The following is a 12,688-nucleotide window of genomic DNA, read 5'->3' on the forward strand; positions in this document are numbered from 1 at the left end:
ATGACGAGACCTGCGCTGGTCCTGCATCCGCGCCTCCGGCAAGCTGGTCCCATGAGCCCCCGCGACCGCCTCCTCGCCCTCGTCGTCGTGGTGTGCTGGGGCGTCAACTTCCCGATGACGGCGCTGGCGCTCGACCACTTCCCGCCGATGTTCCTCGTGGCGCTGCGGTTCGCGCTGCTCGCGGTGCCGACCCTGCTGTTCGTGCCGCGGCCGGCGATCCCGTGGTCGCGGCTGCTGATGGTGGGCGTCGGGCTCGGCATCCTGCAGTTCGGGTTCCTGTACCTCGGCATGGCCGCGGGCATGCCGTCGGGCCTCGCGTCGCTCGTGCTGCAGGCGTCGGCGCCCGCCACCGTCGTCATCGCGGCGATCTGGCTGCGCGAGCGCATCACGCGGCGGCAGGCGATCGGCATCGGCGTCGCCGTGCTGGCGCTCGCGGTGATCGCCGCGCACCGGTCGCAGGTCGCGGCCCTGCTGCCCGTGGTGCTCACGCTCTGCGCGGCGGTCGGGTGGGGCCTCGGCAACGTCGCGGTCCGGCGTGCGGCCGCCCCCGACCCGCTGCGCCTGACGCTGTGGATGTCGGTCGTTCCGCCCGTGCCGATGCTCGCCCTCTCGCTCGTCGTCGAGGGTCCTGAGCGCATCGGCGACAGCCTCGCGGGCGCGTTCACGGTCGCGGCCCTGCCCTCGGTGATCGGCCTGCTCTACGTGGTGCTCGTCGCGACGGTGCTCGGCTACGGGCTGTGGACCCGGCTGCTCGCGGCGTACCCGTCGAGCACCGTCGCCCCGTTCTCGATGCTCGTGCCCGTCGTCGGCGTCTTCGCGTCGTGGGTCGCATTCGACGAGGTGCCCGACCTCGTGGAGGTCTGCGCGGGGGTCGTCGTCGTCGCCGGGGTGCTGTTCGCGAGCCGCCCGCCGCGGGGCGCGCGTGCAGCCGGGGGCCGTGCTGTCCCGTCTCGTTGCGAGCATGACGTCTCGCCACGACGGGACGCGACGCTCGGAACGTGACGGGGCACCGCGGCACCGTGCGGGCTCCGCGGCAGCGGATCCACGGCACGCCGACGACGGCACGGCGACGACGGTCTCGTCGCGTCGTCCTGCCCGGGCAGTGAGGTCGGTGGCCCTACCCTGGGATCACCTCGCCGATGCCCGCCGACCACGGGCACGCGACGAGCAGAGTGCAGGAGGCGACCGTGGCGCAGCAGCGCAGGGCCCGCGAGACGCGGGCGGCCATCTTGCAGGGCGCCTCCTCGGTGTTCCTCGCCCGGGGCTACGCCGAGACGTCGCTCGACCAGGTGACGGACGCGGCCGGGGTCACCAAGGGCGCCCTCTACTTCCACTTCCGCTCGAAGGCCGACCTGGCCGGGGCCGTCGTCGCCGAGCAGCAGCGCCTGTCGCAGTCGTGGACCGAGCTCGCGATCGCGGACGCCCCGTCGGCGGCCGGTGCGCTGATGCTGGCCTGCGCGTCCTTCGCGACGCAGCTCTCGACCGAGCCGATGGTCGCGGCCGGCCTGCGGCTGTCGACCGAGTCGATCGGCGAGGTGCCGAGCCGGGCGCCCTCGGCTCTCGCCTGGGTCGACGAGACCGCGGGGCACGTGGGGCGCGCGGTCGCGGAGGGGACGTTCCGCGACGACCTCGACGTCGACCGTGCGGCCCGCTTCGCCGTCGGCGCCTTCAGCGGGGTGCAGACCTTCTCGGCCCTCAGCACCGGCCACGCGGACGTCTTCGAGCGGCTGCAGGACATGATGCGCTTCGTGCTGCCGTCGTTCCTGTCGCCGCGGTCCGCCGGCCTCGCCGGCGAGCTCGCCGCGCTGATCAGGCCGACGGACCGTCCCCCGATCGACTGACCAGCGTCAGCCGACCGGCAGGCGCCCCCGCCCCGTCAGTGTCCCTCTGTACCCCATCATGCATACTCCGCAACCTGTTTCGTAACCCCCCGTCGGAGGGCCGAGGCGTCCTCGTCTCCTACAGGCCCGCCGGCCGCTCGGGTCCGAGCCGCTCGATCGTGCGGTCGACGAGCTGCTGCGCCGCGACGAGGGGGCCCGTGTCGATCTGCGCCAGGCGCTCGCCGTAGTCGTGCGGCACGGTCAGCTGCTGCTGCCACTCGGCCTCGTAGAGCGCGTCGAGGTAGCCCGAGGCGGCACGGCAGGCGGCGTCGGTCTCGGCGAGGTCGCGCTCCTCGTCGCCGACGGTGGTCGCGGGGTCGTAGGAGGTGAAGGTCTGGGCCATCCTCGTGGTGGGCATGTCCGCCGGGTCGTCCGGCAGGTCGTCGGCCCAGGGCCCGGCGCCGACACCCTGGTCGAGCATGCAGGTGTGCCACTCATCGGCCGCCCGGCGCACGGAGGCGTCCTGCCGGGCCTCGAGGAACGCCGCGTTGCTCAGCCGGACGGCGACGTCGCCCACCGAGCCCGTGGTCGAGGACGCGGAGGCGCCCGTCAACAGCTCGGGGTGCTGGCGGTAGGCGCGCTCGAGGCAGGTCGCACGGTCGGCCGCCTCGTCGGGCGAGGTCTCGCGGTACTCGAAGGCCCGCCAGGCGTCGGCGCCGGCGTCGAACGTCGGAGGCACGTGGTACCCGCGTTCCCGGGCGGCGTCGAGGTCGAAGGCGCGGAGCGGCTGACGCTCGGTCGCGCCGGCGGCCGCGTCGACGTCGCGCCAGGGCACGACCGCGTCGTCGTGGCCGGCGTCGACCATGCAGTCCTGGATGAGCAGCTCGGTCGCGTAGTTGAGGCGGACGACGCCGACCCCGACGTACTGGTCGAGCGGCATCGTCCACGACGCCTGGTCCTTCTCGGGCAGGTCGGGCAGGGTCCAGGCGGCGTTGGCGGGGATGCCGACGGCCACGACCGCGGCGACGAGCGCGGCCACGGCGACGACGGTGACCCGCTTCGCGACGCGCTCCCGTCCGCCGGCCCTCACCGGCCGGCCCCTCGGCGACCGGCCCTCACCGGCGCAGCCTCGGCCCGCCGTCGGAGACGGGCACGAGGCCGTTCTCGTAGGCGAAGACGACGATCTGCACGCGGTTGCGCATGCCGAGCTTCTGCAGCACCGAGCGGACGTGGCTCTTCACCGTCGCCTCGCTGAGGTAGGCCTCGCCGGCGATCTCGATGTTGCTGAGCCCCCGGGCGACGAGGGTGAACATCTCGCGCTCGCGCGGCGACAGCGGCTCGAGCGGGTCGACGCGGGGAGCCGGGGACGTCGGCACGGCGAACTCGTGCACGACGTCGAGCGCGGCCGCGGCGGTCGGCACCGGGTCGCCCGCCCACGCCGCACGGATCGTCGTCAGCACCTCGTCGGGCGTCGCGTCCTTCGTGAGGAACGCGTAGGCCCCGGCCTTGAGGGCCCCGAACACGGCCTCGTCGCGCTGGATGGTCGTCAGCGCGACCACCCGGGGCAGGTCGTCGGGCGAGACTCCCTCCAGGATGCGAGCCGTCGCCTCGAGCCCGTTCATCACGGGCATGCGGAGGTCCATCAGCACCACGTCGGGGTGCTCGCGCTCGACCAGCGCCAGCGCTTCGCGTCCGTCGACGGCGGTGCCGACGCAGCGCAGGTCCGGCTGCGCCTCGATCAGCATGCGCAGGCCGGACGCGAAGAGGGGCTGGTCGTCGACGACGGCGACGGTGATGACGGCCGGGCTGGCGGTGCCGGCGGCGGGCGAGTCGGTCATGAGGAGCTTCTCTCGGTGGGGGCAGAGGCAGAGGCAGAGGCAGAGGCAGGGGCGGAGGAGGCGCCGGGCGAGACGACCGAGGAGGCGTCGGTCGTCGGCACGAACGCGGTCACCTCGAAGGCGGTCCCGTCCGCCGAGGGCTGCGCGGTGAGCCAGCCGCCCGCCAGACGGGCACGCTCGGTCATGCCGCGGACGCCGGCGCCGCGGTCGGCCCCGGTGCGGGCCGCGACGAGCGGGGCTCCGCGGCCCCGGGACGTGACCTGCAGCGTGAGCCCGCGGCCGCGCCAGTCGAGCTGCACCGCGACGCGGCTCGAGGTGCCCGCGTGCTTCAGCGCGTTCGTCAGGCTCTCCTGGACGATGCGGTAGACCGCGAGCTCCTGCGAGGGGGCGAGGGCGCCGTCCGGCCCCTGGGGCCCGGGGGCTCCCTCGGTCGTGACGTCCACCTCCATCCCGACCTCGCGCATCGCGACGACGAGGGCGTCGACGTCGGCGAGCGTCTCGCGGGGAGCGGTGACGTCGTCGTCCTGCGTGATGCGCTCGACGAGGCGCCGTACGTCGAGCAGGGCCGTGCGGCCGACCTCGGCGATGGTGCGGAGGGACTCCTCCGCGACCTCGGGGCGGGTCGCCTGCAGCGCGAGCCCGCCCTGCGCCTGCGAGACCACGACCGCGAGGGAGTGCGCCAGGGCGTCGTGCACGTCGCGGGAGATCCGCGCCCTGTCCTGGGCGAGCCGCAGCTCGAGGTCGGTCGCCTCGAAGCGGGTCTCGGTCGCCTCCAGGGCCTGGCGGATGACGAGCACCCGTCGGAGGCTGGCGAACGCGACCCCGATCGCCCACGCACCGGCGAAGACGCCGAACAGGGCCGCGGTGAGCAGGGAGAACTCGATGCGGAGCCCCGTCGTGCCGGCGCCGACCCAGGTGCTCCAGCTCTGCGGCCGGGTCAGCGTCGGCACGGCGAGCAGCCAGGCGGCGAGCCCGGCGGCGACCGCGGCGACGAGCAGCGCGGCGAGCCGGAGCCAGGGCGACGGCTTCACGGCGACGAAGGCCATCACCAGGGCGATGGCGACGTACGCCGTCCAGGTGTCCTGCGACGGTGCCTCGGCGAGTCCGAGCAGCTGCAGCACCGGGACGACCACGACGAGCGCGAGCGACGTGGTCGGGATCCACCAGGCGAGGGCGATCCCGATCGCGAAGAGGCCGAAGACCACCGTGTTGTCGGCGACGCCGCCGCGGCCCCACGAGCTGGCGACCCAGAAGACGAAGTACACGAGGGCGGTGGCCGGCGCGACGACGTGCCGTCCCCACCGTCTCGCGTCCGCCATGTGCGCCAGGTTAGGTGCAGGGCCGGGTGCCGCGCGCCTCCTGCCCCGGGTTTTCATCCCGAGGTCGGACCCGTCGCCGCCTCTGCTGTTCCTCCCTCATTCAGGAAGATCGGTCCTGATCCTCGCGAGGAGGGGACGCATCGTCCTGAGTCGTGCACGGTTCAGGAGCCCGAGGCGACGACTTCCTGGATCCCGAAGATCGAGGACTGAGAACACGAAGGAGGCGCGGTGCGGGAGATCCCGCACCGCGCCTCCCTGGGAGGACAGGCTGCTGCTAGAAGGTCAGCAGGCCCTGCGTCTTGCTGGTCGCCGCGGCGTAGCGCTGGCCGACGTTGTCCCAGTTGACGATGTTCCAGAAGGCCTTGACGTAGTCGGCGCGCACGTTCTGGTAGTCGAGGTAGTAGGCGTGCTCCCAGACGTCGAGCATCAGCAGCGGGACGAGGCCGAACGGCACGTTGCCCTGCTGGTCGAAGAGCTGGAAGACGCTGAGGCGCTGACCGATCACGTCGTAGGCGAGCACCGACCAGCCGGAGCCCTGCACGCCGAGCGCGGTGGCGGTGAAGTGGGCCTTGAACTTCTCGAGGTCGCCGAAGTCGCGGCCGATGGCCTCGAGCAGGTCGCCGGTGGGCTCGCCGGTCTCGGGGGTGAGGTTCGTCCAGAAGATCGAGTGGTTGACGTGGCCGCCGAGGTTGAACGCGAGGTCCTTCTCGAGCTTGTTCACGTTCGCCAGGTCGCCGGTCTCGCGGGCCTCGGCGAGGGCGGCGTTGGCCGTGTTCGCGCCGGTGACGTAGGTGTTGTGGTGCTTGGAGTGGTGCAGCTCCATGATCTTCGCGCTGATGTGCGGCGCGAGGGCGCTGTAGTCGTAGGGGAGATCGGGAAGGGTGTACTCAGCCATGTGGGGGTCCTTTCGCAGTTGACCTCCGTCCACCGTACGACTCCCGCGGGGGCTCGTGTCGAGCAACTCCCAGCGGGATCGCAGGCTGGCGGTGGAGGCGCGGGGGTCCGGAGCGGGACGCCCCGGCGCGCGCGGCTCGGGCCGGTTAGCCTGGCGTCGACCACGAGGAGGCGCACCATGGCAGGTTTCACGGGCTTCGGCCGACGTCGCGAGGCCGACCCACGCCTCCCGCCGGGGCAGCACCTCGAGAAGGGCTTCCCGGTGCTGTCGGCCGGCCCGACCCCGAACATCAAGCGGTGGGAGCTGCAGCTCGGCACCGAGCAGGGCAGCCGCTCGCTCAGCTGGGCCGACTTCCAGGCGCTGCCGCACGAGCAGATCGAGACCGACATCCACTGCGTCACGAGCTGGTCGAAGCTCGGCACGCACTGGTCGGGGGTCTCGCTCGACACCCTCTTCGACGGCCTCGAGACGACGCACGAGTTCGCGATGACGACGAGCTACGGCGGCTACACGACGAACTTGCCGCTCAGCGAGCTGCTCGGCGGCAAGGCGTGGGTCGTCGACACCTACGAGGGCGAGCCCCTGGGGTCCGAGCACGGCGGCCCGGCCCGGCTCTTCGTGCCCGGCCTCTACTTCTGGAAGAGCGCGAAGTGGGTGCAGGGCATCCAGACGATGGCCTCCGACCGCCGTGGCTTCTGGGAGAGCATGGGCTACCACGCGCTCGGCGACCCCTGGCGCGAACAGCGCTACGCGTGAGCGCCCCGGGCGGCGGCGAGGCCGCTTCCTCGCCTGCGTCGCCGCCCGACGACCCGTTCAGGTGGTTGCCGGCGACGATCGTCGCCGCGGCAGCGCAGACCTCGACCGGGCGCTCGATCGTGCTCGAGGTGCCGGGGCTGCGACCGGCCCGGGCCGGTCAGCACGTCGACGTCCGTCTCACCGCGGACGACGGCTACCAGGCCGTCCGCTCGTACTCGCTGTCGGACGTCTCGTCGTCGGACGTCTCGTCGTCGGACGCCTCGCTGTCGGACGTGCGGGCGAGCGCAGGAGGCGCGGGCCGGGCACCGCAGATCGAGCTCACCGTCGAGGAGCTCCCCGACGGCGAGGTCTCGCCGTACCTCGTCTCGGCGGCCGAGGTCGGCGACCCGGTCGAGGTGCGCGGCCCGATCGGGGGCTGGTTCGTCTGGCCGCCGACCGAGTTCGACCCCGACTCGGCGGTGCACGCCGTGCTGCCCGAGCCCGACGGCGCACCGGCGCCGCGTCGGTCGCCGGTGCAGCTGATCGGGGAGGCTCGGGCATCGCCCCGCTCGTCGCGATGGTGCGTGCCCGGGCCGCGGGTGCCGGTGCTGGTGCCGGTGCTGCTGATGTCGCAGGCGTCGCTGACGCTGCTGCCGCTGCGGGAGACGCGGCGTCCAGCGGCGCGGCCGGGGCGCCGCCGCCGATGCGGCTGCTCTGCTCCGTCCGGACGCCGGCCGACCGCTGGTTCGAGGCCGAGCTGACTGCGCTCGCCGAGGAGTCGGCCGGCGCGGTGCAGGTCGACTGGGTCTTCACGCGGGAGGCTCCCGCGGGGGCGACCCGCGCCTCCGGCAGGCTGACCCGCGACGAGCTGCTCGACCTCGTGCTGCCGGCGTCCGAGCACCCGCTCGTCTACGTCTGCGGCACGAACTCGTTCGTCGAGACCGTCGCCGGCTGGCTGGTCGCCGCCGGCCACGACCCGACCCGCGTCCGCACGGAGCGCTTCGGCGGCGTCTAGCGCCGCCCGGCGCCGAGTGGTCAGGTCCGGTCCTGTCGCGAGCGATCGAGGACAGGTGCTGACCACTCGGCCTCACCAGCGGCAGCTCAGCCGAGCAGCTCGCGCATCTTCGTGTAGAACTCGGCCGGGTCGCCGGCGAGCGACGCCTTCACCATCGCGCTCCAGTCGTCGACGACGACCTCGATCGCACCGGCGGCGAGGCCGTCGAACGAGCTCCGGGGCACGTCGCGCGGGTCGATCTTGGGCCCGTCGTAGTTCGCCGTGATGTCGGTGTCCGCGGCCCCGAGCATCACGCCCTGGACGAGCGTCCCCTGGGCGGCCAGCTCGAGCCGGACGGCGTTCGTCATGTTCCACTCGGCGGCCTTGGCGGCGGCGTAGGCCCCGCTGCCGGGGGCGGCGAACCACGAGAGGGCGGAGAGGACGTTGACGATCGCCCCGCCCCCGTTGGCCGCGAGCACGGGCGCGAACTCGCGGATCACGTCGAGGGTGCCCCAGTAGTGCGTGTCCATCTCGCGACGGGCGTCGACGAGGTCGCCGGTGATCAGCGATGCACCGGTCGCGATGCCGGCGTTGTCGACGAGCACGGTGACGTCGTGGGCGGCGGCCGCGGCGGCCACCACGGAGGCGTGGTCGGTGAGGTCGAGCTGCAGCGGCGCGATCCGGGGATCGGTGCAGTCGAGGGTCTCGGGTCGACGAGCCGTCGCCCAGACCTTGGCGGCGCCGCGCTCGAGCGCCTCGAGGACGAACTGGCGGCCGATGCCGCGGTTGGCCCCCGTCACGAGGACGGTCTGGCCGGTGATGTCGATGTTCATGCGTGGTGTCTTCCTGGTCGTGGACGGTCGGCCGGGCAGTCTCCGCCGGCCCGGCGTCGGCTACGCTAGGACTTCACGTTGACGTCAAGGGCAAGTCCGGCACGCGGATCAGGCCGAGACGTCTCCCCGGCGGTCACGGAGGCACGGATGCGCATCGGCGAGGTGGCAGAGCGAGCGGGCGTCAGCACGCGCGCGCTGCGGTACTACGAAGAGCAGGGCCTGCTCGAGTCCGACCGCACGAGCAGCGGCCAGCGCAGCTACGCGGAGGCGGCGGTCGAGCGGGTGCAGCTGATCCAGCAGTTCTTCACCGCCGGGCTGCCGAGCCGCACCATCCTCCAGCTGCTGCCCTGCGTCGACTCCGGCACGAGCTCGCCCGAGGTCTTCGCCGTTCTCGAGGCGGAGCGTCGGCGCATCACCACGGCGATGGCCGACCTCTCTGCCGCTCGCGACGCCCTCGACCGCATGGTCGAGATCGCGCGGCACCCCACCCCCGAGCACTGCCCGGCGCTGCGCGAGCCCGCCGAGCCGGCCCGCGACGCGGCCTGACCTGCCCGGCCTGCCCGGCCTGCCCGGTCGGCGCACCGAGTGGTCAGTTCCGGTCCTGCCGAGCGGCGTCGACGACCGTAGCTGACCACTCGTGCCCGCGCCGGCGACGTCGCCCCGAAGGAGGCGCGGGCCGGGTCAGGCGCGCGGGTCGCCCTCGTCCAGCCACGACGGCCGTGAGGGCCGCGGGTGCCGGAGCGTCTGCACGACGCCGATGAGGCAGACGACGAACACGACCGCGACCAGCACCAGGAACACGATGCCGAACGGCGTGGGCGCCTCGCCGCGGCCGAGCGAGACGGCGGCCGTGACCAGGTGCAGGAACAGCGGGAACGCGAGCACGCCCCAGAGGAACGGCGACCCGCGGAAGGTCGGCCACTGCAGGCGCAGCCTGCCTCGCGACCGACCGTCGGCCGCAGGGTGCGTCGCGCCGGGGCGCTCGTGTCGGTCCTGCCGGCGGTGCTGCTCGGCGTCGCGGTCGCTCATGGAGTCCCCCTCGTGGTCGTCGTCGATCCGTCCACCGTACGCCGCGCCTCCTTCGCCCCTCGGGCCGGGTCGAGAGGCCTCGGATCGACGTCCGGAGGTGCCCTCAGGTCGATCCGGGGCCTCTCGCGATCGCGGGGACGGGCGGCGGTGCAGGCGCTGCACCGGGGGAGGCGGCGCCCAGGGCGGTGCTGAGACCATGGAGGCCCACCGACCCCCTCACCAGGAGCCGCCATGTCGCCCCGCGCCCTCTTCCGCTCGTTCGCCGTCGCCGAGGTCGTGACCTGGGCCCTGCTGATCGGCGGGATGCTGCTGAAGTACGTCGCGAAGGTGGGCGACTGGCCCGTCAGCGTCGCGGGGCCGATCCACGGGTTCGTGTTCCTCGCCTACCTCGTCGCGGGTGTCGTCGTCGCCGTGAACCAGCGCTGGTCGCCGGGGGTGACCGTGCTCGCCCTCGCGAGCGCCGTCGTGCCGTTCGCCTCGCTGCCCGTCGAGCGCGGGATCGACCGCCGCGGCGGGCTCGACGGCGACTGGCGGCGCGAGGCGACCGGCGACCCGCGCGACCGTCGGCCGCTCGACCGACTCCTCCGCTGGGTGCTCGGGCACCTCGCGCTCGCGGTGGTGCTGCTGCTCGCGGCCGTCGTGGTCGTCTTCGTGCTGCTGCTGATCGTCGGCCCGCCCGTCGGCGGCTGATCCGTCGAGAGGGCTGACGGTCGGCGGGCTGACAGCGAGGAGGCTGAGGGTCGAGGAGGCGGTCGCCCCGAGTCCTGGACGTCGCGCGCGATACCCCCCTAGGGTATGGGGATGAGCACCTCGCACGACCACCCCGCCCCCGGCGACGACGAGCAGGTCGGCACCGACCACTCGGGACTCGCGACGGCCGACCACGGCCAGGAGGCGGCCGACGTCGCTGCGGGGCACGACCCGCACGCCGGCCACGACGCGCGCGCCGGGCACGACGCGCACGCGGGCCACGACGGTCATGCGGGCCACGACGCGCACGCGGGCCACCACGGCCACGGCGACCACGCCGCGCAGTTCCGCGACAAGTTCTGGGTCAGCCTCGTCGTCGCCGTGCCGGTGGTCGCCTTCAGCTCGATGTTCGCCGGGCTGCTCGGCTACGACGTCCCGTCGTTCCCCGGCTCCGAGTGGATCTCGCCGGTGCTCGGCACGTTCCTCTTCGCGTGGGGCGGCTGGCCGTTCCTCAGCGGAGGCGTCGCGGAGGCACGGGCGAAGCAGCCGGGGATGATGCTCCTCATCGCGATGGCCATCACCGTCGCGTTCGTCGCGAGCTGGGCGACGACGCTCGGCATCGGCGGCCTCGACCTCGACTTCTGGTGGGAGCTCGCGCTCCTCGTCGTCATCATGCTGCTCGGGCACTGGATCGAGATGCGGGCCCTGGGTGCCGCCTCCGGTGCCCTCGACGCCCTCGCCGCGCTGCTGCCCGACACGGCCGACCGTGTCGACGGCACCTCCGGCACGGACTCGGGCGACGGCACCGGCACCGGCACCGGCGCGACGACCGAGGTGGCCCTCGCCGACCTCGTCGCGGGCGACGTCGTGCTCGTCCGCTCGGGTGCCCGCGTGCCCGCCGACGGCCTCGTCGTCGACGGCTCCGCCGAGATGGACGAGTCGATGGTCACGGGCGAGTCCCGGACCGTCGCGCGCGGCGAGGGCGACCGGGTCGTCGCCGGCACCGTCGCGACCGACGGCGCCCTGCGGGTCCGGGTCACCGCCGTCGGCGACGACACCGCCCTCGCGGGCATCCGGCGGCTCGTCGCCGAGGCCCAGGCCTCGTCGTCGCGCGCCCAGGCGCTCGCCGACCGCGCCGCCGCCCTGCTCTTCTGGTTCGCCTCGGGTGCCGGGGTGGTCACCTTCGTCGTGTGGCTCCTCCTCGGCGACCTCGACCAGGCGATCACGCGCACCGTGACCGTGCTCGTCATCGCCTGCCCGCACGCCCTCGGACTCGCGATCCCGCTGGTGATCGCGATCTCGACCGAGCGCGCGGCCCGGGCGGGCGTCCTCGTCAAGGACCGCCTCGCCCTCGAGCGCATGCGTACCGTCGACACCGTGCTGTTCGACAAGACCGGCACCCTCACGAAGGGCGAGCCCGGCGTGACGGACGTGGCCACCGCCTCGTCGTCCGGGGGGCTGACGCGCGACGAGGCCCTGCGCCTCGCCGCGGCCGCCGAGCGCGACAGCGAGCACCCGGTCGCCCGGGCTCTGGTGCGTGCTGCGTCCTCGACCGACCGGCAGGCGGCGGGCGCCGCATCGACGGCCGAGCCGCAGGAGCCGCAGGAGGCGCGGGTCGAGTCGTTCCGCTCGCTGACCGGCAGCGGCGTCTCGGCCCGGGTCGACGGGGTCGACGTCGCGGTGGGAGGCCCCGGGCTGCTCCGCGACCTGGCGCTCGAGGCGCCCGCCGATCTCGCGGCGGCGACCGAGCCGTGGCGCGGCGACGGCGCGGCCGTGCTGTGGCTCGTGCGCTCGGGCAGCGTCGTGGCGGCCTTCGCGCTGCGCGACGAGGTCCGGCCCGAGTCGGCCGAGGCGGTGCGCCGGCTGCACGACGCCGGGGTGCGCGTCGCGATGGTGACGGGCGACGCCCGGCAGGTCGCGGACTCCGTCGCGCGCGAGCTCGGCATCGACGAGGTCTTCGCCGAGGTGCGCCCGGACGAGAAGGACGCCCGCGTCGCCGAGCTGCAGCAGCGCGGCCAGCGCGTGGCGATGGTGGGCGACGGCGTCAACGACGCTCCCGCGCTGGCCCGGGCCGACGTGGGGATCGCGATCGGCGCGGGCACCGACGTCGCCGTCGAGTCGGCGGGCGTCGTGCTGGCGTCGAGCGACCCGCGCGCGGTGCTCTCGGTGATCTCGCTGTCGCGGGTCGGCTATCGCAAGATGATCCAGAACCTGGTCTGGGGCGCGGGCTACAACGTGCTCTCGGTGCCGTTGGCCGCGGGCGTGCTCGCGCCGATCGGCTTCGTGCTGTCGCCGGCCGCCGGGGCCGTGCTCATGAGCCTGTCGACGGTCATCGTGGCGCTGAACGCGCAGCTCCTCCGCCGCTGGCGCCCCGCCGCCTGAGCGCCGCGCCGCGCCGCACCTCGGCCTCCCGCCTCGGCCTCCCGCCTCTGCTTCCCGCGCCGTTCCTCGCGTCACGCCCCCTCGATCGCCTCGCCAGGCCCGCAAATGCCGACCGTCAGGGCTCCTGTAGCGGGAAATCCCCGCTTTGTCGGG

14 protein-coding genes are annotated in these 12,688 nt (G+C 73.9%); 7 read left to right on the top strand and 7 right to left on the bottom strand.

The window, feature by feature from the left end; all coding sequences use genetic code 11:
* The first annotated feature begins 51 nt into the window (after positions 1–51).
* Positions 52–1,002: an EamA family transporter gene (locus ACZZ97_RS14355; RefSeq protein WP_463473582.1), complete on the top strand. Its 951-nt coding sequence runs from the start codon at positions 52–54 to the stop codon at positions 1,000–1,002.
* Positions 1,003–1,187: 185 nt separating this feature from the next.
* Entirely contained in the window at positions 1,188–1,841 is a 654-nt protein-coding gene (locus ACZZ97_RS14360; RefSeq protein ID WP_463473583.1) for a ScbR family autoregulator-binding transcription factor, read from the top strand.
* Positions 1,842–1,959: 118 nt separating this feature from the next.
* Here ACZZ97_RS14360 and ACZZ97_RS14365 read toward each other — a convergent pair whose 3' ends face one another.
* The 4 genes from ACZZ97_RS14365 to ACZZ97_RS14380 all read right to left on the bottom strand — a co-directional run bounded on the left by ACZZ97_RS14365 (position 1,960) and on the right by ACZZ97_RS14380 (position 5,872).
* Positions 1,960–2,910: a hypothetical protein gene (locus ACZZ97_RS14365; RefSeq protein WP_463473584.1), complete on the bottom strand. Its 951-nt coding sequence runs from the start codon at positions 2,908–2,910 to the stop codon at positions 1,960–1,962.
* Between the two features lie 25 nt (positions 2,911–2,935).
* Entirely contained in the window at positions 2,936–3,658 is a 723-nt protein-coding gene (locus ACZZ97_RS14370) for a response regulator transcription factor (protein ID WP_314103187.1), read from the bottom strand.
* Complete coding sequence (locus ACZZ97_RS14375; protein WP_463473585.1) at positions 3,655–4,977, bottom strand: sensor histidine kinase; 1,323 nt, start codon at positions 4,975–4,977, stop codon at positions 3,655–3,657. Before ACZZ97_RS14375 ends, ACZZ97_RS14370 begins: the two co-directional genes overlap by 4 nt.
* A 274-nt stretch (positions 4,978–5,251) precedes the next feature.
* The gene (locus ACZZ97_RS14380) at positions 5,252–5,872 is read right to left on the bottom strand and encodes a superoxide dismutase (protein WP_314103193.1); all 621 of its coding nucleotides are present in this window, start codon (positions 5,870–5,872) and stop codon (positions 5,252–5,254) included.
* Positions 5,873–6,049: 177 nt separating this feature from the next.
* Here ACZZ97_RS14380 and ACZZ97_RS14385 point away from each other — a divergent pair, with 177 nt between their 5' ends.
* Entirely contained in the window at positions 6,050–6,628 is a 579-nt protein-coding gene (locus ACZZ97_RS14385; RefSeq protein WP_192170257.1) for a molybdopterin-dependent oxidoreductase, read from the top strand.
* Between the two features lie 193 nt (positions 6,629–6,821).
* Here the strand turns inward: ACZZ97_RS14385 and ACZZ97_RS14390 are convergent, their stop codons facing one another.
* Positions 6,822–6,950: a hypothetical protein gene (locus tag ACZZ97_RS14390; RefSeq protein ID WP_463473586.1), complete on the bottom strand. Its 129-nt coding sequence runs from the start codon at positions 6,948–6,950 to the stop codon at positions 6,822–6,824.
* A gap of 234 nt (positions 6,951–7,184) precedes the next feature.
* Here ACZZ97_RS14390 and ACZZ97_RS14395 point away from each other — a divergent pair, with 234 nt between their 5' ends.
* On the top strand, positions 7,185–7,622 hold the full coding sequence (locus ACZZ97_RS14395) for a ferredoxin reductase domain-containing protein (protein WP_463473587.1): 438 nt from the start codon (positions 7,185–7,187) through the stop codon (positions 7,620–7,622).
* A gap of 86 nt (positions 7,623–7,708) precedes the next feature.
* Here ACZZ97_RS14395 and ACZZ97_RS14400 read toward each other — a convergent pair whose 3' ends face one another.
* Positions 7,709–8,428: an SDR family oxidoreductase gene (locus ACZZ97_RS14400; protein WP_463473810.1), complete on the bottom strand. Its 720-nt coding sequence runs from the start codon at positions 8,426–8,428 to the stop codon at positions 7,709–7,711.
* Between the two features lie 153 nt (positions 8,429–8,581).
* Here ACZZ97_RS14400 and ACZZ97_RS14405 point away from each other — a divergent pair, with 153 nt between their 5' ends.
* Positions 8,582–8,980, top strand: a complete 399-nt coding sequence (locus ACZZ97_RS14405; RefSeq protein ID WP_463473588.1) for a MerR family transcriptional regulator — start codon at positions 8,582–8,584, stop codon at positions 8,978–8,980.
* A 135-nt stretch (positions 8,981–9,115) separates the two neighbouring features.
* Here the strand turns inward: ACZZ97_RS14405 and ACZZ97_RS14410 are convergent, their stop codons facing one another.
* The gene (locus tag ACZZ97_RS14410) at positions 9,116–9,463 is read right to left on the bottom strand and encodes a hypothetical protein (protein ID WP_463473589.1); all 348 of its coding nucleotides are present in this window, start codon (positions 9,461–9,463) and stop codon (positions 9,116–9,118) included.
* A 231-nt stretch (positions 9,464–9,694) separates the two neighbouring features.
* Between ACZZ97_RS14410 and ACZZ97_RS14415 the strand changes: the two genes are divergently transcribed.
* Positions 9,695–10,153, top strand: coding sequence for a DUF3817 domain-containing protein (locus ACZZ97_RS14415; RefSeq protein WP_314104164.1), 459 nt, complete (start codon positions 9,695–9,697; stop codon positions 10,151–10,153).
* Between the two features lie 111 nt (positions 10,154–10,264).
* A complete protein-coding gene (locus tag ACZZ97_RS14420; RefSeq protein ID WP_463473590.1) occupies positions 10,265–12,535 on the top strand; it encodes a heavy metal translocating P-type ATPase in 2,271 nt (756 codons plus the stop codon).
* Positions 12,536–12,688: the final 153 nt, after the last annotated feature.

It is taken from the genome of Frigoribacterium sp. AC512, from assembly GCF_979258295.1.